Below are 22514 nucleotides of genomic sequence, written 5' to 3' on the forward strand. Positions count from 1 at the left end.
TCTTAAAGGGCTATTGTTTTCTGGTCTTGTTTATTGATAATGATAGAGTTATCAGGCACGTCTTTGTGTATGACACAACCTGCCCCGAGAATGACATTGTTACCTATTTTCACATCTTTCAATATCACAACATTGGCGCCTGTCCATACATTATTCCCCATTTTAACCTTTCCGATATTGAAATCGGTTTTAGCCACAGAAAAAGGGTCTTTCGTATATTGATGGTTATGGTCGAAGATCTTCATCCCTTCTCCCAGTATACAATTCTCTCCAATCTCTATCTCTCCCAGACAAGAAATTGTAGCTCTGGTAATGTATGTATTGTCGCCTATGATCAATTTCGCATTTGGTTTTACGGTGATGAAATTGGACTGATTGATCATTACATTCTTCCCGATCTGGAAATTGGCGTCGGGAGAGATGTCTAAAAAATTATCTCTGCCGATACGGAAAGAATCATGAATTTTGCTTTTCGAAGTGAAAAAAAGACTTCGTTGTTTTGCAACGATACAATCATTGGCGAAGTTTTTTAGCTTTATAAAAAAAATGCCCAAAAATCTTTTCATCTAAAAATGTTTTAAGCCCAAAAGTATTAAATATTCTTTATAATTTCGCAATTTATTATCAATAACACTTATCTTGATGAAGAGCAATAGTCCGTTAGTTAGTATAAATATACCGGTTTTCAAATGTGAAAAATATATTTTGCGATGTCTGGAATCTGTAAAAGATCAAACATATAAAAATCTGGAGATCATTCTTGTAAATGATAGAACTCCTGATGACAGTATGATTCTCATAAATACGTTTATAAAAGCTAATCCTGATATTGATATTCGGCTTATAGAACATTCTGAGAATTCTGGTCTGTCGGTTGTAAGGAATACAGGTATAAAAAACTCTAAAGGAGAATTTATTTATTTTCTGGATAGTGATGACGAAATAACCTCGGATTGTATAGAATTGCTTGTAAAAAATGCTTTGGAAACAGATGCACAGATAACTATAGCACAAAACAGATGGATCAACACTTTTGATAATACAACAAAAGACAATGGTTTCCCAACAAGAGCCCCCAAGAAATACTATGATGACAGGTTAGAAATATTTTCTGTGTACAGTGATGGTGGTTTTCCTGCATCATCATGGAACAAGTTGTTCAAGAAAGACTTTATTATAGATAATGATATTTATTTTGTTCCGGGATTATTTGCCCAGGATGAACTATGGTTTTTTCATCTCCTTCTTAAAACAAATACTTTGGCGATTATAGATGATATTACCTATCTGTATTATTTGCATGGAGAATCTGTTATCTTTAACAGGAAAAAGAAGAATTTTGAAAATTTTCTAACCATTCTGCAACATTTCACACAAGCTTACAAAAATGAAAATGATGAGGTTCTGAAGAACTTGATAAAGAAGAAGATCATTCTGTTCAAAGAAATGGTCCTCATCATGCAATGGAGGGCGATGAAGGATAAAGAATATCTAAAGACTAATTTTGCGAAAATGAAAAGAATGACCCGGCTTTCTCTTTTCGACTATTTTTCAAAAGATTATTCCACAAACCTGAAAAAGAAAAATTTCTTTCAAAATCTGCCTTCCGGTATTGCAACGAAATTATTCATCTGGCGATTTGAAAGATGATTGCTTTCTCAGTTCTTGAATTTGTAAAAAAGAAAAATAAAAGAAAAACTGGATAGTAAGATCGTATTGTAAAATCTTGAGATTCCTTTGAATTGAGAGATGACAGTTTTTTTATCAAGGTCAGAATAAGCTTCTTTTAGCCTTTTTTTCTGTTTTGATGATTCTTGTGTTGTCAGCGTATTTGAAAAGATATGATAGGTCTTGATTCCGTTCACAAAGTTCTTATAAGCAGTGGTCTCGAAGATGTTGCTTCTATCTTCATAGATTCCTTTTGATTTGAATATATTTCTTAATAGAACATCTGTTCTTGTCACGTCTATTTTTTTGATAGAAGGCAATTTTGCAGAAGAATCAGGATGGATATAGTGAGTGTAGACAGCATTACAGCTTGCAATAGATCTTGCATTTTCAAAGATCAGTCTTTCTACAATTTCATCAGCATTGAGGAGCGGCTCTGTAAAAGCAAAAGAATTGGATTTGAATACCTCTTTTCTATAAAGTCCCCTGATATGGATGTCATATCTTCCAACGGTCTTTTTGATAGCTTCTTTTCCGGATATTTTCCTGAATGAAAATGGAGTTGTCTCGTCAATATAAATATCAAGATTAGAGATATATTTTAGCTTTCCGTCAGTAAATTCGGTTTTTATAATGGGGGTCACAATATCCAGATTGGGAAACCTTGAGAAAGTGTCAAGGCATTTCTCGATCATATCTAGATCGATGATATCGTCATGGTCAAATAAGAAAATGAATTCTCCAGAAGCTTTGTCCTGGCCAAAAGCTTTTGAATATTGTGCGTACTTTTGGTTTTCCTTTGTGAAGATTTTTATTCGGGGATCTTGACTTGCAAAATATTCCAGCTCCTCTAAAGTAGAATCTGTAGAACCATCATTCACACAGATGAATTCGATGTTCTTATAGCTTTGACCGAGAAGACATTTCATGGATGATTTTACAAAATCACCCAATTGTACAGAATTATAATAAGTGGTGATAATAGATACCAGTGGATTCTGATCCATTACTTATAATCTTTTTATATTATCCTCTTTTTCCAGAATTCCTTTCACATCATAGATGATCCCATTTTCCGTAAGAAGATTTTTGATGTTTATCTGTTCGAATTCCTTGTGTGGAACAGCCAGTATCACTGCTTCGAATTTCTTGAAGGGCGCTTTGCTCACCACATCTAATCCGTAAGTTTCTTTTACCTCCTTAGGGTCTAACCAAGGGTCAAAAACGTTCACATCAATACTATAGTCTTCTAAACTTCTTACAACATCTATGACCTTGGTATTTCTAACATCAGGACAATTTTCCTTGAAAGTGAAACCAAGTACCAAAACTTCGGATCCTTTTATTTTAAGATCGTTTTTTAACATTCTTTTTACCGTTTCACTTGCGATATAGTGTCCCATAGAGTCATTCATCCTTCTCCCAGCAAGGATTATTTCCGGATGATATCCGTATTGCTGTGCTTTCTGTGCAAGATAATAAGGGTCTACACCTGTGCAATGACCACCAACTAGACCTGGTTTGAAATTAAGAAAATTCCATTTTGTAGAAGCTGCTTTTAGAACTTCGTTAGTATCGATCCTCATTAGATTGAGGATCTTTGCCAACTCGTTCACAAAAGCAATATTGACATCTCTTTGAGAATTCTCTATGACTTTTGCAGCTTCCGCTACTTTGATGCTTGGAGCCAGATATGTTCCAGCTGTGATTACCGATCTATAGAGTTCATCGATAAGTTGTGCGATCTCGGGATTGGATCCAGAGGTTACTTTCAATATTTTTTCTACACTATGTTCTTTATCTCCGGGGTTGATTCTTTCTGGGGAATAGCCGGCAAAGAAATCTTTATTAAAGATCAAACCGGACTGTTTCTCTATGATGGGTATGCAATCTTCCTCGGTTGCACCAGGATAAACGGTAGATTCATAAATGACAATATCATTTTGTGCAATAACAGAACCTACAGTTTCGCTGGCCTTGTAAAGAGCCGAGAGATCCGGCCGATTATTTTTATCTACAGGAGTTGGAACTGTAACAATGTATATATCAGAGTCTTGTATGTCGGTAATGTTGTTTGATAAAAATAATCCTATTTCCTCTTTTTTAGGGTTTTCGGAAACTAGAACATTGATGAGCAGTTCAGAATCTACTTCTTGAGTACGATCCTTCCCACTCTTTAGTTCATTGATCCGGTCTTGTTTAAGGTCAAATCCTACTACCGCATATTTGGTTGCAAAAAGTCTTGCAAGGGGTAGTCCTACATAGCCAAGTCCAATGACGGTGATTTTTTTATTCATGTTTCCTTAAAAAGAGTAATATTTCTGTAATATACTACAAAGATAAGAATCCTTATTAGTTAAATTGTTGTCTATAAAATGATATTCTACATCAGAGACATCTATATCGTAGCCCGATCCGCTTTTTATAAGATTAAGTTTTAATTTTGTATTGTAAAACCGTTCTATTATCTCCAATATTTCTATAATAGTATAATTTTGAGGGTAAGCTAAATTAACAATAGTATTAAGTGTCCGACGCTTAAGCATGGAAAAGGTAATTTTTTTTATATCATCTGCATCTATAAGATTTCTCGTAGCCTTGGTATGAACATTTATCATTTCATTATTCATTACAGAGCGTATCAGATAATTCATCAGCAGGTTAGGATTACCTCCTTTTCCAACAGCATTGCTAACTCTAAGAATTAAAAATCTTTCACATCTATCCTTGATGATCTGCTCCATTTTTAGTTTATGTAAAACATAGTTGCTGTCCACTTTGGAAGAGTCGTAAATACTGCAAGTGGAAAAATAGATGAAGATCTTCTGGGGGTTCTCAAAAATGGCTTTTTTCACCATGTTTTCTTCTCTTAAGAATTCTTCTGGTCTGGTTTCTAGTGAATTAGACACTCCAGATGCAAAAAAAAGAACATCTTCCCTATCTTCTTCTATAAATAGGTTTGCAATAAGTCCTCTGCCTATTATCATTTGATTACTTTTTTGATTATTTTTTCCGAAGCTTTTCCATCACCAAAAGGATTATTCTCACTTTTGAAAATATATTCTTGAGGATTGTTATAAATCTGATAGAAATTGTCCTTGATCTTTTGAACATCCGTCCCTACCAAGATTCCACACCCACAAGTTAAAACTTCTGGTCTTTCAGTCTCTTCACGGAGGATAAGCACTCTTTTTTGTAAACTAGGAGCTTCTTCCTGTATACCACCTGAATCTGAAATTATCAATTTGGACTTTGCCATCTTTCGGATTGCTTCCAAATAAGAAAGTGGTTCTGTAAAATTGATGTTGGATGAGATATTATTCCCGAAGGCATCTAAAATGATTTTCCGTGTATTTGGATTTGGGTGTAGAGCCCAATCGAATTGCGTATTAGGATTTTCTTGAGCCAATTCTTTGATGGCTTGAGCGATATTTTTCAAAGGCTGACCAATATTTTCCCGTCTGTGTGCCGTTATAAAGACAAGGTCTTGATAATCAATTCCTATATTTTCTTTTTTTGTCACATACTGGATCATATCTACAATTGTATTTCCAACCAAAGAGATACGGTCTTCTGAAATATTTTCCTTCAGAAGATTTTGTTTGGATAATTCTGTAGGTGAGAAATTGATATCGGCTGTCAATGATACCACACGTCTGTTATATTCCTCGGGAAAAGGCAGTTTTATATCACTTGTTCTAAGTCCGGCTTCTACATGATAGAATTTTCTCTGTTCCAAAAATGCAACCATAGAAGAGGCTAAGACGGTAAATGTATCACCTTGGGCAATGATCTTTTGGATGTTTTCTTTGTGAACAAGGTTAGAGATCTCATCTATCAATTTTGCAATCAGATTAGAATTTGTAAAGGATAGAGATTGTACAGACAGTTGATAATGTGGTGTTATCCCAAAGCTCTCCTCCATCTCTGTCAACAGGGAATCATGTTGCCCGGTATTGACGATTATAATCTCCTGACCTACTTTTTTGAATTCATTGATAATAGGAAAAACCTTGAGGAATTCTGGTCTGGTCCCATAAATGATTGCTATTTTTTCTTTCATCAAAAATATTTTTGTAAAAATACTAAAACTTAAGGTTTTATACGTTTCAGAATATGTTTTATAAGCATTCTCAAAGGAAATTGGTCCAAGATCTCATCTGCAGATATTTTTTTGAGATTATTGACAACGTTGTGGATCTCTTTCTTCCCTTCTTTGATATCTGCTACATTCTGGAGATGAAAATAAGCATGTACAAAGTCTTTGAAAGGATTTGGGGTATCCCTTTCATGCCAGGTTCCTACGAAATGATGTGCCGCATAATTTTTCGGAAGGTCGAGACAAAAATAAGTAGAAGGATAGATTACGATGCCATCTGCCAATTCCTGATATTCATCTCTCTCTGGGTCGGCTTTGTATTCTTTTACCAGTAGGTCGGAAACAAAAACCGTATTGGTAGTTAGGTCAAAATCTGTTTTTTCATTATAAAAATCTAAAACTTTCTTAGGCCACGGATGTCCTTTTTCTGTTGCCCAAAGCGCAGTGAACGGTGAACCTTTGATCTCGAAACCGGAAAACGCACGGTGTACAAGAAATTCATCCAGGGAGAATTTGACCTCTACATCTATATCCATGTAGATCCCGCCTTGTTCGTATAATGCCAAAGCTCTGGAATAATCCGATACAAAGGCCCATTTCTTTTTTTCGGCTGCCAGTCTTACATATTCGCAGCAATTGATATCGAAGTTGGACTCGTTCCATTCTATGATCTCATAATCGGGAAGTGCTTTCTTCCAGCTGGCAAGACAGATGTAAAACGATTCTGGCTTTGGCTTTCCACCGAACCAGCAATAGTGTATTTTTTTGGGAATCATAGTGTTTTTAGTTAAATATTCCTTTGACAATATATTTTAAAAGCTGAGGAAAAGATTTCGTATTTGTAAACTGTTCCCATATTATATTTCTGTAATATGGATCTAGAATGTTCCTTTTATTATTCTTCAGTTCATTTGTTATCCTTTCTCTCATAGCGGTGTTTAACAAGTTCCTATAACCTTCATAGCCATTCCTGATAAGGTCTTTATAAACATCATAAGAAAACTTGGTCTTTTTTCTTTGATCCAGAGACATGAAAACATTATTACCGTGAATTCTGTAAACGGCATCAAAATCTTCGGTATAGATCCCTAGGCCATGATCCAAAATATGATGTTTGATATGTGTATCGCAATAATATTCATACTTTTTTCCAAGCGAAAGATCTAACGAAGAAGCCTTGAAAACAATCGTCATGGTCTGGATTCTCATAAATTCTTCAAAATCTTTCTGATCGAACTTGAAAGAATGATTTCCGTTAAAAAAATCTTTGCGGAAGTAAGGAAATTCTTTCAAAGAACCATCATTATAGAGTTCTTTATATCTATGACATGCCAAAACCGTATCAGGATTTTTTTCCAAGAGATCAATTTGTTTTTGCAATTTATGTTTATTTGTCCAAAAGTCATCACCTTCGCACATGGCAATATATTTTGCTCCCGATTCCTGGCATTTTTGTAACGTGAAAATAAAATTGGGCATCCATCCAAGATTCTTCTCCTGTTTGATAAAGGTCACCAGATCTTTCTTCGGATGATTTTCTAAAAAATCATCTACAACTTGTTGTGTGCTATCGGTAGAACAATCATCAGATAATATGACCTTATATGTAAAATCAACCTCTTGGTCTAATACATTTTTTAATGCTTCTATTATATAATCCTGTTGATTATATGAGATCATGAAGACGGTGACCAACGGTTGATTATTTTCCATAAAATATTTATTTTGCTTTGAAAAAAGATCTTATAAATGATCTACACGATTACTTTTTTAATAGAATATTTATTTTTTTTGAAGAGAAATAATAAATGATGAAAAACTTCAAACACAGATTTTTGATTTTATGTAATTTACTAATAAAACTTGGATTGTTTATGCTTTCAAAATCCCAATAATTTTTGACAAATTTTTTTCTTGCAGGAAAAGGAATATTCGGATTGTTCATTTTTTCACAAAAAACCAAGGCTGCCCCTTTGGGATTATTGATCAGTAGTTGCTTTCTTTGAGCTGTTAGCCCATCATCCCGATATTCTCCAATAACTACAGATTCAGGAATGTGTAATAACTTGTATTCTTTATCAAAACGATTTGTGATAAAAGATTCCTGGATAAATTTTTCTCCAGGGAAATGGGGATACTGGTATTTTTTTATTATTTCAGTTTTATATACCAAAGTAAATTCACCATAGATTTTGTAAGTATAACCAATTTCAATGGGCGTTGCTGTTACTTCAGCAAATATATTGGGACGAGCTAGTATGTTTTTTTTGGAATCTACCATTTCCAATGGACTTGCAATTCCAATAATATTTTTCTCATGCCAGATCTTCTCCAGTTTTTCATAGATGATCTCGATAGCGTCATCTTTGAGATAGTCATCGCTGTCCACTGTGCCAAAATATTGTGTACTGCAATAGTTTATAGCCGTGTTTATTGCAATGTGCTTACCTTGATTTTCTTGATATAAATATATTATTTTGAAATCAGAGATCTCTATAAATGATCTTATAACTTCTCTTGTATTATCTGTACTTCCATCATCAACAATGAGCCATTCAAACTTTTTATTTGATTGTTTTTTCAAACTTTCAAACAACGTTGGAAGAAGCGCAGCCCTATTGTATGTTGGAGTAAATAATGTTAACATTTTTAATCTTAAAAATTAATTTAGGATAAAATTTCTTGCAATTGTTGTAAAATTGTTTCATCGCCATAAATATGCTTTTTATGGGATGCATTTTTTTTGATATAATCCATAACAGTTAAATGAAGACTGTTATTTTCAATGTTTTTATCTACATCCTTAGGATCTATGGATATTTGATCGAATCTTATCAGCCATTCATCAATGTTGCCAATTTTAGGTCCGATAATCAATTTGTCGTATTGGCTGCCCAATATAACATTCCCACTATTTAGAATGTCAATTCTTGGAAGTATTATCAAATCCGCGATGGTAAGATATTGAGATAAAACCTTACTGTCCAAAAATTTATATTTATAGTGCCGTTTATGGAAAATTTTTACAAAAAGTTCCTTTGTTTTGAAGGTTAAAAATTTTGGGCTGAGCTCTTTCTTGGGCTTATCGATATGACTTGCCCTTACATAGATCAGTTTTTTATTTTTTATTTTCAGACTTTTAAAGATTTTGTTGATATAATCTTCTTCGTATTGATGCCTAACTCCTCCCGGAACTATAATAATGAAGTCCTTTGGCTTAAAACCTAGAGATGTTCTGGTTTTTAAATTATCTAGATCGAAATCAAAATATTTATATGCTGGATGGTAGAGCAGTTTGTGTTCTACTTTTAAATGTCTGAATTCTTCTTTGTATTTCTTTAGCGAAAACTCACCCAAATGGGCTAAAACATCACAGTTCTGATAACATATATCGAATATCTTATTCCTGTTTTCCGATCGGGAATGGTGAGCATACTCGTCATGCAAAATGGTGATTATTTTTGTATTGCTCTTTTTATATTCATCCAGAAGCGCAATCAGTTTTTCCACTTCTGCATCGGAGATATCACGCTTCCAACGGAACAGATAATCGGGCCAGTTGATAATGATCGCATCATATCGTGTGGTTGGAGACCAGAATTCTTCTAAAGATGCGGTTATCTCAACTTCATCTATTGCCTGGGAAATCTCAATTAACCGGGAAACATACTCATTATCACTTGCTGTTATATTATAGGCAAAAAGTACTTTCATTTGCTATAATTAATTAGGATGTCTATTTTTTTCTTGATCTGAGATATTTTGCTTTCAAAAACGGCATTGTCGGATAAATTATATCGAGGATACCTAAAACTTCTTTTCAGCAATAATATTTTAATGATATCTGTTAGCTTGCTACTTTTTGCAAGAATTGTAAGGTCACTATATATTTCTGAAGGGTTTTTAATATTCACAGATTGCATCCAATCGTTCCATTTCAGTTCGGATGTTAATGATGGTTCATGGCCCTGCTTCATGAACTTCAGCCTCAACCAGGGAATTCTAAATATATCCGCAACTATCGCTCCATGCATTGCTGATGTAATGATACACTCGGATGCTGCAATTTCTTCTAATACTATTTCTATATTTTGCGTGGGCAGGATGACATTATAACCAGTCATTGTTTTAAAAAGGTCCCAGTTCAAACCCTCTGCCTGCTCAAAATAAGGTATATAAGAAACTTTGTGCTTTTTCTTGGTATTTAAATAATGTTGATGCTCGCCTGTCAATGCTAAAGCATAAGCAGTATCTGTTATATAATCTAATCCGGTGACCTTTTTGCTTATTGGACCTCTTACAAACGATACTTCTTTAATGATGTCCAGATTTTCAGAATTATATAGAAAATCACGAACACCGGAACCGAAAATAATTTTCTTGTTCGCAGATTTTTCTAATCTCTCGTCCAAAATGGATCCTATACCTACAAAATCTAGATCAGCAGGATAATTGTCTAGATTACCCAATATTTTTTCCCAAATAAATGGATTCAGATCATCTCCGAAGTTCCCTTTTTTTGATTTGTAATAGATCAGATTCATTGGATGGTATTTTTTATCTTTTCAATACTTGATTGATTTAGATTCAGATTCAGCAGTTCTTTGTTTTTGGATATTCTTTTATCGGACCAATTCCACCATTTTATAGACAACATAAGGTTGATGACCTCTTGTGAAAATCTTTTTTTAATGAATTTGGCGGGAACACCTCCGTAAATGGAATAAGGGTCCACATCTTTTGTCACGATACTACCTGCGGCTATACAAGCACCATCACCAATGGAAACACCGGACATGATAATAACATCATCACCGATCCAGACATCATTTCCAATTGAGATCGGTCCTTTGGTCCTTTCTCTGGATGGTGTTTCTGACATTTCTGCAGGGTGGTCCTGATTCAAAAGATATCGATAAACGAAGCCTTGAGTGGCCAAAAAATTGGTGTCATGATTCTCTGTAATTAGAGTGATATTCTCTCCCAGGGAACAAAAAGAACCGATTGAAACTTTTATGCTGCCTTTTATCTTGAAATTCTTATTGTAAAAAGAATATCGGCCGACTTTTACATTGGCAGAGGCTTTTATAAGGTTGGTTGCCCGGGTATGTCTTTTTTCAAAACCTTTGATAGATGTAAGAAGATCATTGTAATAATCTGTAATAGAGTAATCAAAAGATTTTTGCAATCTTGTAAGCTTCGGATTATCACTTTCAACAATTACAGTTGCCTTGCAAGCTTTTGCTTCCAGGACAGCTCTTTCTCCGCCACCTTGTGTAGATGCGGGGATATAGACGATTTTTGAAGAATTGATATACTTTGCCAGTTCTTGCTGACTGCTATAATCTATTATTTCAATATCAGGGTCCAATGTGTCTATGACCTTTTGAGAATTCTTGGTGTTTTTAGAGCCGATGATTACTTTACGTTTACCGGGCATAGCATTCATCTTTTCGAATCTTTTATAAGGCTCCAATGCGCCTATAGATAATACGTCTATCGTTTTTTCTGATTCTGTAGGAAAAAAAACATCGGTATTGATACCAAATGCCTGATGGATATTGGGATGAAAGTTGATATGTTTTTTATACCATTCAGTTTCATACCAAATAATATCATATAGCCACACGTCTTTTCTTCGTGGTGGCATTGAGCATGATACAACAATGCCTTTGAGGGCGGTAAGGTTTTTCAAAGACCGGATATAATCATCAACAATCCAGTTCCAGCAGCTTTTACCAATGACGAGGTCAAAATCGTTAAGTTCATTGCTTGAGGGTTTTACATCTTCCAGATTGTACCTTACGATGTTGAAATCTTCGGAGAGTAAATCTATTGCCTTTGTAAAGCCATCTTCCCATTTATTATATTTTTCCGTATTTGATCTTGGAATATAATAGATCAAGGCAATGGAACTGATCTTTTTACCTTCTTTCTTCAATACATTGTATCGTTGGAAAAATCTTTTCCTCGCATAGAAATTCTCGATCTTATCGAGCAACCTTCCAATTAGCTTCATGGAATAATATACTATTAGAAGAATTCTCTTTGTTTAGAACTCTAAATTTTGACATTGAGTCTGAGGTAACAACTTCAAAACCAATAGAATTTTGTAAAACATCCAGGATGTCATTTCCATCTGAGAAACCTATGGAAAGTTCATAGATATCATTCAACAGATTCAAATTTTCAACATCTATAATTATTGTGTTCAGTCCTATTTTCAGGTTGTCCTTAATAGGAGAGTCCAAATAATCATTACTTCTAAAAGTTACAATACTGATATTGTTGGAATTAGAGATCCGGCAACTTATAATCGGATTGATCAGGTTCTTTTTTACATCTACTTCTATCTTGATTTTGAAAGGTTCACCGAATTTTATAAAACCAGCCTGCTTATTATACTGGTCCAAAATTTCAACTGATCTTATTTTGGATAAAATCTCATGAGACGTTTCTTTCGAATAAAAGCTTTTTATAGATATTTGAGATGTTCGGTATATATTGACAATTTCATTAACAGGACCAACTTTTTGTATTAATCCGTTCTTCATCATGATACCAGAAGTACAAAGCTCTTCTACAGCAGCCATATTGTGACTTACGAACAAGACTGTCCTGCCATCTCCTTTAGAGACATCTCCCATCTTGCCCAGGCATTTCTTTTGGAATTCTGCATCACCGACTGCCAGTACTTCATCTACAATTAGTATTTCAGATTCCAAGTGAGCCGCAACAGCAAAGGCCAAACGAACATACATCCCGGAGGAATATCTTTTTACAGGAGTATCTATATATCTTTCTACTCCTGAAAAATCTACGATTTCGTCAAATTTTCTGTTGATCTCTTTTCTTGTCATTCCAAGAATGGCGCCATTAAGATATACATTTTCTCTTCCTGTCATTTCTGGGTGAAAGCCAGTTCCTACTTCCAAAAGAGATGCAATTCTTCCTTTGGTATAGATCTTACCAGTTGTTGGTTTGGTTACCTTGCTTAATAGTTTCAGTAAGGTAGATTTTCCGGCACCATTTCTCCCAATGATCCCAACGGCATCACCTTGCTCAATTTCAAAATTTATATCTCTTAGCGACCATACATAATCACTATTTCCTTTTGTTGACCTGTCGTTGGATTCTCCGATCTTAAGATAAGGATCCTCCTTACCTCTCAATTTATACCAAAAACGATTGAGGTCATGAGAAAGTGTCCCGGAGCCAACCTGGCCAAGACGGTATTGCTTAGAAATATTTTCAGCTTTTAATGCAAGCATTTTTGTGTTTTTTTATTTTATTTTTTTTGCAACCAACTTGTTATTGGTTTTTAATTCTATACCGTATCCATAAAACCTTTTTCTACTTTATTGAAAATTATGGTTCCAACAGCAAGAATTAAAAGGATTATAATGGTACTTATCAATAACATTGTAGAGCTAAAATCTCCTACACCAAGCCATGCATATTTGAAACATTCAAAAATACCGGTCAATGGATTATAGAATGCTAATGTTTTGAAGACCCCCTTCAGGCTGGATATAGGATAAATTACAGGTGTTGCATACATATATAAACTAATCCCAAAAGTCAATAGCATTTGCATGTCCCTATATTTTGTGGTAAGAGAAGAAAATATCATCCCCATTCCCAATGCAAATAATGCCATCAAGGCAATCAGAAAAGGAGTGACCAGTATCCACCAGTTAGGATGGACTTCTCCTTTGGATAAGTAATAGAAAAATACGACCAGGAACAATATCATTTGAACACCAAACCTCATTAAGTTTGAAAATACGATAGATAATGGCATAACCAATCTTGGAAAATATACTTTTCCAAAAATTCCCGCATTGGATGTAAAAACATTAGATGTAGAGGTAAGACAACTGGAAAAATAATTCCATAATGTGATCCCAGCCAGGTAGAACAGTATTTTAGGAGCACCATCTGTGGATAGTTTGGCAATATTGCCGAAAACCACGATGTACACTATTGTTGTAAAGATGGGGTTGATAAAAAACCATACCGGCCCCAAAATAGTCTGTTTAAAACTGGAAACGAAATCCCGCTTTACAAACATATAGACCAAATCTTTATATCGCCAAACCTCTTTTAGATTAAGGTCAAAAAGAGAATGACTGGATTCTATGGTTTCTGTCCATTGGTTATTTTGAGTTTCACTCATTTGTGATTGTGTTTTATTTTATAAGATTTTTCAGATATTCTCCATACCCACTTTTTCCGTATTTGTTAGCCGTTTCTAAAAGTCTTTCTTCATCGATGAAGTTGTTCCTGAAAGCAATCTCTTCAATACAGCCAATCTTGAAGCCTTGTCTTTTTTCAATCACACTTACAAATTCTGAGGCATCATTCAAGGAATCAAAAGTGCCAGTATCTAGCCATGCAGTTCCTCTATCAAGAACACCAACTTCTAGTTTTCCTTTACTAAGATAAACATTGTTGATGTCTGTAATTTCCAATTCTCCTCGAGGTGATGGTTTTATACTTTTTGCAATCCCTACAACATCATTGTCATAAAAATATAATCCTGGAACCGCATAGTTCGATTTGGGCTTCACAGGTTTTTCTTCAATAGAAATAGCTTTGAAGTCATTGTCGAATTCTACAACACCATATCTTTCGGGATCGGAAACATGATAAGCGAAAACAACGCCTCCATCAGGGTTGGTTTTGTTTTTAAGCAGGGTTCCCATTTCAGAGCCATAAAAAATATTATCCCCTAAGACCAATGCTGCAGCATCATTTCCAATGAATTGGTCTCCTAAAATGAAAGCTTGAGCCAATCCGTCAGGGCTTGGCTGAACTATATATTCTATATTACAACCAATTTGAGAACCATCACCCAACAGCTTGATAAATCCAGCTTGATCATGGGGAGTAGTGATGATCAATATGTCTTTGATCCCTGCCAATAATAAGGTCGAAAGCGGATAATAGATCATCGGCTTATCATAAACAGGCATCAGTTGCTTGCTGACAGCAATCGTTAGTGGGAAAAGTCTGGTCCCGGATCCGCCGGCTAATATAATTCCTTTCATTCGGTTTTGATTGTGTTTTTATGAATATTGCTTTTCGTAATATTTTTGATAGTCACCGGAAGTTACATTTTCCAGCCATTCTTTATTTTCCAAAAACCAATCGATTGTTTTGCTTAACCCTTCTTCGAAAGTTACTGATGGTTTCCAGCCCAGATCTTTATTCAGTTTTGAAGCATCTATGGCATAACGTTTATCATGACCAGGTCTATCTTTTACATAAGTGATCAGTTTTTCTGAGTGCCCTTCTGGCTTGCCAAGTTTAGCATCTAATTGTTTGATCAATTCTTTTACAAGATCGATATTCTGCCACTCGTTGAAACCACCGATATTGTAAGTTTCTCCAGTTTTGGATTCATTAAAGATCTGGTGGATTGCCTTGGCATGATCGATAACAAATAACCAGTCTCTTGTATATTTTCCATCGCCATAAATAGGTAAAGGTTTGCCGTTCAGTATATTAGAAATGCAAAGGGGAATTAATTTTTCCGGAAAATGATTCGGGCCATAATTATTGGAACAATTAGATAGTATGAATGGCATGCCGTAAGTGTTTCCGTATGCTCTTACCAAATGGTCAGAAGCTGCCTTGCTTGCCGAATATGGTGATTGTGGGTCATAAGGCGTTGTCTCCAAAAAGAAGCCGGTTTCTCCAAGACTTCCATAAACTTCGTCTGTAGAAACGTGATAAAAAAGATTTTTTCTAGGCTCATTTGGAAATCTTCCGTGAGTATGCTCAGGATTTAGAGTCCAGAATTCTATACATAGATTAAGAAGGTTGGCCGTTCCGTTCACATTGGTATTGATGAACGCATTAGGATCTGTAATACTTCTGTCCACGTGGCTTTCTGCTGCCAAATGAACAATGGCATCGGGATTATATTTTTCGAAGATTTTTCTTAATTCTTCTGGTTTTGTTATATCAGCTTTTTCGAAAACATAGTTAGGTTCGTTTTCGATATCTTTCAGGTTTTCAAGATTTCCTGCGTAAGTAAGCGCATCCAGATTGATAATCTTTGAATTGGGATTATTCTTTACGAATTCTCTTACAACATGTGATCCGATAAAACCAGCGCCACCTGTTATGACAATGTTCTTCATTTGGTTTATTATTGAGTAATTAGTTTTCTACCAATACTTTTATAGAAAAATTTATTTTGTTCAGCTAGCTCTAACGGGAACATATTTCTTCCGTCAAAAATTGCTTTGTTATTCATTTTTTCTGCCATCAGTTCGAAATTAGGATTCTTGAACTCTGGCCATTCTGTAGCAATTAGAAGTGCATCAGCATTATCTAAGGCAGAATACATATCTTTTGCAAAAGTGATCTTGTCACCCAATATTTTTTTGACATTTTCTTCCGCAATGTTATCGTAGGCCACCACCTGTGCACCTTTTTCCAATAGAAGTTTAATATTGTCAAGAGAAGAGGCTTCCCTAATGTCATCTGTATTGGCCTTGAAAGCTAACCCCCAGACAGCTATTTTTTTACCTTGGAGACTTCCTCCAAAATAGTTTTCCAATTCTGGAACCAAAATTACTTTTTGAGTTTTATTGATACTTTCCGTAGCCTCTAGAAGTTGGAAATCATAACCTTCTTGTTTTCCACTATTTAATAAAGCTTTTACATCTTTTGGGAAACAACTTCCGCCATATCCAATTCCTGGAAAAAGAAATCTGTGTCCGATCCTGTCATCGCTACCCATTCCTAATCTCACCAAGTCAACATCTGCACCTACTTTTTCGCAGAAATTTGCAATCTCGTTCATGAAGGTGATTTTCACTGCCAAGAAAGAGTTAGCTGCATATTTTGTCAATTCAGAAGATCTTTCGTCCATATTGATGATTGGAACCCCGATGTTGGTAAATGGCTGATATAGTTTTGCCATTATATTTCTCGCTTTTTCGGAAGAAGATCCAATGATCACTCTGCTTGGATTCATGCAATCCTCTACTGCAAATCCTTCTCTTAAGAATTCAGGATTAGAAACAACATCGAATGGAACGTCCGTTTTTGATGCAATAGTTTGTCTAACTCTGTCTGCCGTTCCTACAGGAACTGTGCTCTTGTTTACGATTACTTTGTAATCTTTCATTGTATCACCAATGTCGTTGGCAACTTTCAGCACATAGGAAAGGTCAGCAGAGCCGTCTTCTCCCGGAGGTGTGGGCAATGCAAGAAAAATTACCTCGCTTTTGTCCAAGGCTTCTTTCAGATCTGTCGTAAAAAAGATACGATTTGCCTGAATGTTTCTATGGAACATCTCTTCCAATCCTGGTTCATAGATAGGAACGACACCGTTCTTCATTCCCTCTACTTTTTTTTCATCTATATCTACGCAGAAAACGGAATTTCCTATTTCTGCAAGAGTGGTTCCTGTAACCAGACCCACGTAACCTGTACCAACAATTGTAATATTCACAAAGAATTAGTTTTAAAATTTGGGCAAAAATAAGAAAAATTTGATTGTGGTATGTATATTTATTTAAGGTCGGTAAATGGTTTTGATAAACTTACGACAGAAATAACTCTCTACTGGTCAAATGCCTGCATATTGCGAGCTTGAGACTATTTTTTTTGTCATTTGGAATGCTAACCACAGTGCCTGTCCTCAAATTAAATGAGCGTTTGCAAGAATAAATAACAGGGCTCTATATAATAAAGGTAATGACAATTGGTTTATGGAGCCCTGAGCTATCAGGAGTAAAAAAGAGAAAGAAAACAAGCGTAATTAATTCTATTGTATTCTTAATAGTTGATTGCTTGTATATTAAATAAATTTTGAATATCTTTGCAAAAGATTTACGGGAAAAATGGGAAGGCTTTCGCAAGAATGCCTTTTTTCGTAGATATAATCAGTCTTTTTAATATGGATTTTAAAACAGAGGTAAGCCGCCTACTTGGCGAGTTTCTTTTAACAAGAACAGATCTTTTCTTGGTTGATCTTAAGGTTTCTGCGTCTTCGGATATTATTGTGACTCTGGACGGAGACAACGGGGTCACACTTCAGGATTGTCTGGATGCAAGTAGAGCGATCGAATTCAGTTTGGACAGGGAAGTTCATGATTTTGGGTTGCAGGTGATGTCGGCGGGTCTGAGTGAGCCTTTGGAATTTCCAAGACAGTTCAGAAAGAATATTGGGAGAGAGATCGATGTGATGCTGAATGATTCTTCGAAGGTTGAAGGTGAACTTGTCCATGTAGATGATGACAAGATAACGCTCCGGTTGGAATACAGAAGGCCAAAATTGATAGGTAAGGGAAAAGAAGATGTTGTAGAGAAGAAAGAGATTCCTTATTCCGAAATAAAAAAAGCATTAGTAGTAATAAAATTTTAACATACCGATGTATTGATATTGAGCTGAAGGTCAATGATCAATCATCATTTATTCAATTATATATTTAAATATGGATAATTTAGCTTTAATAGAAGCCTTTGGTGATTTTAAAGAAATAAAGAATATCAGCAAAATAGACTTAATGGCTATTATCGAAGATTCTCTTAAGACTCTTCTTAGAAAAAGATACGATTCGGATGATCATTTTGATGTGATTGTAAATCCGGATAAAGGAGATTTTCAGATTTTCTTGAACAAAGTGATTGTTGAGGATGAGATGTCTGAAGATGATGATCTGGAGATCGAGATTTCTGAGGTTAGGAAAATAGACCCGACTTTTGAAGTAGGTGAAGAATATACGCAAGAGATTCCTGTTTCCAAATTGGGGAGAAGAAATATCCTGACACTGAAACAGATTTTGGCAACAAAAATACAAGAACATTTTAACGCTGCCTTGTATGAACAATTTAGAGATAAGATCGGAGAACTGATCGTCGGAGAAGTTCATCATATTCGTCACAAGCATGTAATTCTTTTAGATGATGAGGATAATGAATTCATTTTGCCAAAAGAAAATCAAATCCCTTCCGACTTCTTTAAAAAAGGAGATAATGTAAGAGCGATTGTAGAAAGTGTTGATTTCAGAGGTTCTAAACCACAGATCACAGTTTCTAGGACTGCACCTAAATTCTTGGAAAAATTATTGGAATTGGAGATTCCGGAGATCCAGGACGGAACTATCATTTTGAAAAAAGTAGTGAGGATTCCTGGCGAAAAAGCGAAGATCGCTGTAGATGCTTATGATGATAGAATCGATCCGGTGGGAGCTTGCGTCGGTGTAAAAGGTTCCAGGATACACGGTGTTGTAAGAGAACTTAGAAATGAAAATATAGATGTGATCCAATGGTCAAAAAATCCAGAGATCCTTGTAAAGAGATCCCTGGGAAATATCACCATCAATAAAATTGAGATCAATGAGGAAACTAATTATGCGTTAGTTTATACGCCGGTTGAAGAAATTTCTAAAGTGATCGGTAAGCAAGGTCAAAATATCAAATTGGCATCATGGTTGTCAGGTTTTGAGATCGATGTTTACAGAGAGACTTCTGATGACGATGATGTAGAATTAAGAGAGTTCTCAGATGAGATAGAAGCATGGATCATAGATGAGTTCAAAAAAGTTGGACTTACTACGGCTAGAAGTGTATTGGATAAAGATACAGAAGCTTTGTTGAAAATCGTGGATCTTGAAGAAGAGACCATCGAGGAGGTGAAGAATATTCTAAGAGAAGAATTAGAAGGGTAAGAAATGGGTCTGATGAAAGTGATTTCGGCAGACCAAAATTTAATAAAAAGAAAAATAAAAAGCGAACAGCTTAAAACGCTAAAGCCAAAAGCAAATTTATATTTATGCCAAAAATAAGATTAAATAAAGCCGTTAAAGAACTGAACATTTCTATACCAAGAGCTGTGGAATATCTCCAAAGCAAAGGGATAGATGTGGATAGTAATCCTAACGCTCTATTAGAAGAACAGGCATTTTCTGCATTGGAAGCTGAGTTCCGAAAAGATGGAGAACAGAGAAAAGCTTCTCATGAGGTGGTGATTTCTAAAGTTCCTGACGAAAAATTAGCGATCGAAGAAAAAGCACCTGAGGTTATAAGAGCCAAATCAAACACAAGACCGGAAACCAGGATCTTGGGTAAAATAGACTTGAACCCAACTAAACCTGTGGAAGAAGTCGTTCCGGATGTTCCTGCTGAACCTGTTCAGAAAGAAGAACCAAAACCGGAAGTGGTTAAAAAAGAAGAAAAACAAGAGTTCAAAGTTTTAGATAAAATAGACTTATCGAAACTGGAAAGCAATAAGCCTAAAGTTTCTGAAAAACCAAAAGAGGAACTAAAACCGGTTGTAAAAGAAGAGATCAAAAAAGAAGAAAAAGTTGAAGCCGTAAAACCTCAAGCTGAGAATACGGAAACACTTGAATCTGATGAACCTCAGAAAATAGAAACTGTCTACCAAAAACTAGATGGTCCTAAGATCGTTGGCGAAAAGATTGATCTTTCTCAGTTCAATAAGCCAAAACCTTCTTCTAATTCTAATAATAACGCAGCCAAGAAAAAGAGAAAGCGTATTACTAAAGATGTTCCCGGTCAGAATAACTCTAGCCAGGGTAATAACCAACAAGGAGGCGGTAATAATACCAGACCAGGACAAGGAGGACAAAACAGCAACCGTCCACAAGGGCAAGGTGGAAACAACCAAGGCGGAGGTAACCGTCCAGGAGGAAACAACAACCGCCCAGGAGGAAATAACAATAATCGTGGCGGAAATAGAGGTGGCCATGGGCAGGCTCGCACAATGCCTGTTGAGCTTACAGATGAACAAGTTAAAAATCAGATCAAAGAGACTTTAGAAAAGCTAACTAATAAAGGAGGTAAATCTAAAGGTTCTAAACATAGGAAAGATAAAAGAACTTGGAGAAGGGAACAAGATGAGCTCCAGCAAGAGATTGATGCTCAAGATAGAACCCTGAAGGTTACGGAGTTCATTACCGTTAGCGAATTGGCTAGCTTGATGAATGTAAGTGCAACCGAGGTGATTTCTGCATGTTTCTCGCTTGGCGTGATGGTGACCATGAACCAGCGTTTGGAAGCGGACACTCTTACATTGGTGGCTGATGAATTTGGCTACAAGATTGAGTTTTCTGATGCCGATGTAGAAGAAGCTGCTGCAGATGACGTTCCAGACCTGGAAGAAGACCTTCTTCCGAGAGCGCCTGTCGTAACTGTAATGGGACACGTAGATCATGGTAAAACATCTTTGCTGGATTATATTAGAAAGACGAATGTGATTGCTGGAGAATCCGGAGGGATCACACAGCATATCGGAGCTTACAATGTGAAGCTGGAAAATGGACAAAGGATTACATTCCTTGATACACCTGGTCACGAGGCATTTACTGCGATGAGGGCGAGAGGTGCGCAAATTACTGATATCGCAATTATCGTTGTTGCGGCTGATGATGACGTAATGCCACAAACAAAAGAGGCCATTGCACACGCACAGGCTGCCGGTGTTCCAATGATCATAGCAATCAATAAGGTTGATAAGGCAGGAGCTAATCCTGATAAGATCAGAGAGCAACTTTCCGCCATGAATGTCTTAGTAGAGGAATGGGGTGGAAATGTACAAGCTCAGGAGATTTCTGCTAAGTTTGGTAATAACGTGGATATTCTATTGGAGAAAGTTTTACTTCAGGCAGAAATGTTGGAGTTGAAATCAAACCCAAATAAGCAGGCAAGCGGAGTAATTATAGAAGCAGCTTTGGATAAAGGACGTGGATATGTAGCGACAATGCTTGTTCAAAACGGAACTCTAACTGTTGGAGATTATGTATTGGCTGGAAAAAATCACGGTAAGGTAAAAGCAATGCTTGATGAGCGTGGTAAAGCTATGGAAAAAGCAGGTCCATCTATCCCGGTTACAATTCTTGGTCTGGATGGAGCGCCAACTGCTGGAGATAAATTCAGAGTTTTTGCTGATGAAAAAGAGGCCAAATCTATTGCAAATAAGAGAGAGCAACTTCAGAGAGAGCAATCAATCAGAACTAAGAAACATCTTACACTTGATGAGATTGGACGTCGTATCGCCCTAGGAGATTTCAAAGAACTTAATATTATTCTTAAAGGTGATGTGGATGGTTCCGTGGAAGCTTTGGCTGATCAGTTACAGAGATTATCTACAGAGGAGATCCAAGTTAACATCCTTCATAAAGGTGTAGGTCAGATTTCTGAAAGTGATATCCTATTAGCTGCAGCATCTGATGCTATTGTTATCGGATTTAATGTGAGAGCAAGTGTCAATGCGAAAGATATTGCTGATAAAGAGGAAGTAGAGATCAGAACTTATTCTATTATCTACAGGGCCATAGATGAGGTCAAAGAAGCGATGGAAGGAATGCTTTCTCCAGAAATTCAGGAACAGGTTATTGGTAATGTGGAAATCAGAGAAGTGTTCAGGATCTCTAAAGTTGGTTCTATTGCAGGTTGTATGGTTCTTTCAGGTAAAGTAACAAGAAATTCTAAGATAAGACTTCTTAGAGACGGTATTGTGAAATTCGACGGGGAGCTGGAGAGCTTGAAACGTTTCAAAGATGATGTGAAAGAAGTGACCAAAGGTTATGAATGTGGTCTTAATATCAAGGGCTATAATGACATAGAGATTGGAGATATTCTTGAGGTTTATGAAGAAATAGCCGTTAAGAAAAAACTTAAATAAGTAATTATTTACAGATTAAAACCGCCTATAATGGGCGGTTTTTTTATTTTATTAATTTATATTGATTCTAAATAAAGA

The 22514-nt window shown here is 35.8% G+C and carries 20 protein-coding genes; 4 read left to right on the forward strand and 16 right to left on the reverse strand.

Translation table 11 applies throughout. The features are described 5' to 3' along the window. Positions 1-2: 2 nt before the first annotated feature. Positions 3-566: an acyltransferase gene (locus BLT30_RS00620; protein WP_089870526.1), complete on the reverse strand. Its 564-nt coding sequence runs from the start codon at positions 564-566 to the stop codon at positions 3-5. A gap of 76 nt (positions 567-642) precedes the next feature. On the opposite strand from BLT30_RS00620, the gene BLT30_RS00625 reads away from it, so the two are divergent. Further along, the gene (locus BLT30_RS00625; RefSeq protein WP_089870529.1) at positions 643-1650 is read left to right on the forward strand and encodes a glycosyltransferase; all 1008 of its coding nucleotides are present in this window, start codon (positions 643-645) and stop codon (positions 1648-1650) included. An 8-nt stretch (positions 1651-1658) separates the two neighbouring features. Here BLT30_RS00625 and BLT30_RS00630 read toward each other — a convergent pair whose 3' ends face one another. Genes BLT30_RS00630 through BLT30_RS00700 form a run of 15 tightly spaced genes read right to left on the reverse strand, consistent with a single transcriptional unit; the run spans position 1659 to position 17240 of the window. Next, positions 1659-2675, reverse strand: coding sequence for a glycosyltransferase family 2 protein (locus tag BLT30_RS00630; protein WP_089870531.1), 1017 nt, complete (start codon positions 2673-2675; stop codon positions 1659-1661). A gap of 3 nt (positions 2676-2678) precedes the next feature. Then, positions 2679-3965 carry a nucleotide sugar dehydrogenase gene (locus BLT30_RS00635; protein WP_089870532.1) on the reverse strand — a complete coding sequence of 429 codons (1287 nt, stop codon included), beginning with the start codon at positions 3963-3965 and terminating at the stop codon, positions 2679-2681. 6 nt (positions 3966-3971) lie between these two features. After that, on the reverse strand, positions 3972-4655 hold the full coding sequence (locus BLT30_RS00640; RefSeq protein WP_089870534.1) for an NAD-dependent epimerase/dehydratase family protein: 684 nt from the start codon (positions 4653-4655) through the stop codon (positions 3972-3974). After that, positions 4652-5731 (reverse strand): non-hydrolyzing UDP-N-acetylglucosamine 2-epimerase, encoded by a 1080-nt coding sequence (gene wecB / locus BLT30_RS00645; RefSeq protein WP_089870536.1) that lies wholly within the window; start codon positions 5729-5731, stop codon positions 4652-4654. The genes BLT30_RS00640 and wecB overlap by 4 nt, the downstream gene beginning before the upstream one ends. 29 nt (positions 5732-5760) lie before the next feature. Then, positions 5761-6543, reverse strand: coding sequence for a glycosyltransferase family 32 protein (locus tag BLT30_RS00650; protein ID WP_089872818.1), 783 nt, complete (start codon positions 6541-6543; stop codon positions 5761-5763). A 7-nt stretch (positions 6544-6550) separates the two neighbouring features. Next, entirely contained in the window at positions 6551-7480 is a 930-nt protein-coding gene (locus tag BLT30_RS00655) for a glycosyltransferase (protein ID WP_089870538.1), read from the reverse strand. A 49-nt stretch (positions 7481-7529) separates the two neighbouring features. Then, positions 7530-8414 carry a glycosyltransferase family 2 protein gene (locus BLT30_RS00660; RefSeq protein ID WP_089870540.1) on the reverse strand — a complete coding sequence of 295 codons (885 nt, stop codon included), beginning with the start codon at positions 8412-8414 and terminating at the stop codon, positions 7530-7532. Between the two features lie 20 nt (positions 8415-8434). Next, the gene (locus tag BLT30_RS00665; RefSeq protein ID WP_089870542.1) at positions 8435-9481 is read right to left on the reverse strand and encodes a hypothetical protein; all 1047 of its coding nucleotides are present in this window, start codon (positions 9479-9481) and stop codon (positions 8435-8437) included. Then, positions 9478-10311: a polysaccharide pyruvyl transferase family protein gene (locus BLT30_RS00670; protein ID WP_089870544.1), complete on the reverse strand. Its 834-nt coding sequence runs from the start codon at positions 10309-10311 to the stop codon at positions 9478-9480. The genes BLT30_RS00665 and BLT30_RS00670 overlap by 4 nt, the downstream gene beginning before the upstream one ends. Next, positions 10308-11786 (reverse strand): DapH/DapD/GlmU-related protein, encoded by a 1479-nt coding sequence (locus tag BLT30_RS18460; protein ID WP_089870546.1) that lies wholly within the window; start codon positions 11784-11786, stop codon positions 10308-10310. Before BLT30_RS18460 ends, BLT30_RS00670 begins: the two co-directional genes overlap by 4 nt. Continuing rightward, positions 11758-13038, reverse strand: coding sequence for an ABC transporter ATP-binding protein (locus BLT30_RS00680; protein ID WP_089870548.1), 1281 nt, complete (start codon positions 13036-13038; stop codon positions 11758-11760). The genes BLT30_RS18460 and BLT30_RS00680 overlap by 29 nt, the downstream gene beginning before the upstream one ends. Positions 13039-13094: 56 nt before the next feature. Further along, on the reverse strand, positions 13095-13946 hold the full coding sequence (locus tag BLT30_RS00685) for an ABC transporter permease (RefSeq protein ID WP_089870551.1): 852 nt from the start codon (positions 13944-13946) through the stop codon (positions 13095-13097). Between the two features lie 13 nt (positions 13947-13959). After that, on the reverse strand, positions 13960-14820 hold the full coding sequence (gene rfbA / locus BLT30_RS00690) for a glucose-1-phosphate thymidylyltransferase RfbA (protein WP_089870553.1): 861 nt from the start codon (positions 14818-14820) through the stop codon (positions 13960-13962). Positions 14821-14838: 18 nt separating this feature from the next. Next, positions 14839-15918, reverse strand: coding sequence for a dTDP-glucose 4,6-dehydratase (gene rfbB, locus BLT30_RS00695; RefSeq protein WP_089870555.1), 1080 nt, complete (start codon positions 15916-15918; stop codon positions 14839-14841). 8 nt (positions 15919-15926) lie between these two features. Further along, complete coding sequence (locus BLT30_RS00700) at positions 15927-17240, reverse strand: UDP-glucose dehydrogenase family protein (RefSeq protein ID WP_089870557.1); 1314 nt, start codon at positions 17238-17240, stop codon at positions 15927-15929. A gap of 447 nt (positions 17241-17687) precedes the next feature. Between BLT30_RS00700 and rimP the strand changes: the two genes are divergently transcribed. From rimP to infB, 3 genes are all read left to right on the forward strand, one after another. Next, complete coding sequence (gene rimP / locus BLT30_RS00705; RefSeq protein WP_089872820.1) at positions 17688-18155, forward strand: ribosome assembly cofactor RimP; 468 nt, start codon at positions 17688-17690, stop codon at positions 18153-18155. Positions 18156-18225: 70 nt separating this feature from the next. Next, on the forward strand, positions 18226-19461 hold the full coding sequence (nusA, locus tag BLT30_RS00710; protein WP_089870559.1) for a transcription termination factor NusA: 1236 nt from the start codon (positions 18226-18228) through the stop codon (positions 19459-19461). 104 nt (positions 19462-19565) lie between these two features. Further along, a complete protein-coding gene (gene infB / locus BLT30_RS00715; protein ID WP_089870561.1) occupies positions 19566-22436 on the forward strand; it encodes a translation initiation factor IF-2 in 2871 nt (956 codons plus the stop codon). Positions 22437-22514: the final 78 nt, after the last annotated feature.

It is taken from the genome of Epilithonimonas hungarica, from assembly GCF_900102265.1.
In the GTDB taxonomy this organism is placed as follows: Bacteria; Bacteroidota; Bacteroidia; order Flavobacteriales; family Weeksellaceae; genus Epilithonimonas; species Epilithonimonas hungarica.

Bases quoted from the DNA above. Each gene is read 5' to 3' on its own strand.
- BLT30_RS00660 (WP_089870540.1), bottom strand. From the start codon at position 8,414: ATGTTAACATTATTTACTCCAACATACAATAGGGCTGCGCTTCTTCCA.
- BLT30_RS00670 (WP_089870544.1), bottom strand. From the start codon at position 10,311: ATGAATCTGATCTATTACAAATCAAAAAAAGGGAACTTCGGAGATGAT.
- BLT30_RS00630 (WP_089870531.1), bottom strand. From the start codon at position 2,675: ATGGATCAGAATCCACTGGTATCTATTATCACCACTTATTATAATTCT.
- wecB (WP_089870536.1), bottom strand. From the start codon at position 5,731: ATGAAAGAAAAAATAGCAATCATTTATGGGACCAGACCAGAATTCCTC.
- rfbA (WP_089870553.1), bottom strand. From the start codon at position 14,820: ATGAAAGGAATTATATTAGCCGGCGGATCCGGGACCAGACTTTTCCCA.
- BLT30_RS00650 (WP_089872818.1), bottom strand. From the start codon at position 6,543: ATGATTCCCAAAAAAATACACTATTGCTGGTTCGGTGGAAAGCCAAAG.
- BLT30_RS00640 (WP_089870534.1), bottom strand. From the start codon at position 4,655: ATGATAATAGGCAGAGGACTTATTGCAAACCTATTTATAGAAGAAGAT.
- BLT30_RS00680 (WP_089870548.1), bottom strand. From the start codon at position 13,038: ATGCTTGCATTAAAAGCTGAAAATATTTCTAAGCAATACCGTCTTGGC.
- BLT30_RS18460 (WP_089870546.1), bottom strand. From the start codon at position 11,786: ATGAAGCTAATTGGAAGGTTGCTCGATAAGATCGAGAATTTCTATGCG.
- infB (WP_089870561.1), top strand. From the start codon at position 19,566: ATGCCAAAAATAAGATTAAATAAAGCCGTTAAAGAACTGAACATTTCT.
- BLT30_RS00655 (WP_089870538.1), bottom strand. From the start codon at position 7,480: ATGGAAAATAATCAACCGTTGGTCACCGTCTTCATGATCTCATATAAT.
- nusA (WP_089870559.1), top strand. From the start codon at position 18,226: ATGGATAATTTAGCTTTAATAGAAGCCTTTGGTGATTTTAAAGAAATA.
- BLT30_RS00620 (WP_089870526.1), bottom strand. From the start codon at position 566: ATGAAAAGATTTTTGGGCATTTTTTTTATAAAGCTAAAAAACTTCGCC.
- rimP (WP_089872820.1), top strand. From the start codon at position 17,688: ATGGATTTTAAAACAGAGGTAAGCCGCCTACTTGGCGAGTTTCTTTTA.
- rfbB (WP_089870555.1), bottom strand. From the start codon at position 15,918: ATGAAGAACATTGTCATAACAGGTGGCGCTGGTTTTATCGGATCACAT.
- BLT30_RS00665 (WP_089870542.1), bottom strand. From the start codon at position 9,481: ATGAAAGTACTTTTTGCCTATAATATAACAGCAAGTGATAATGAGTAT.
- BLT30_RS00685 (WP_089870551.1), bottom strand. From the start codon at position 13,946: ATGAGTGAAACTCAAAATAACCAATGGACAGAAACCATAGAATCCAGT.
- BLT30_RS00625 (WP_089870529.1), top strand. From the start codon at position 643: ATGAAGAGCAATAGTCCGTTAGTTAGTATAAATATACCGGTTTTCAAA.
- BLT30_RS00635 (WP_089870532.1), bottom strand. From the start codon at position 3,965: ATGAATAAAAAAATCACCGTCATTGGACTTGGCTATGTAGGACTACCC.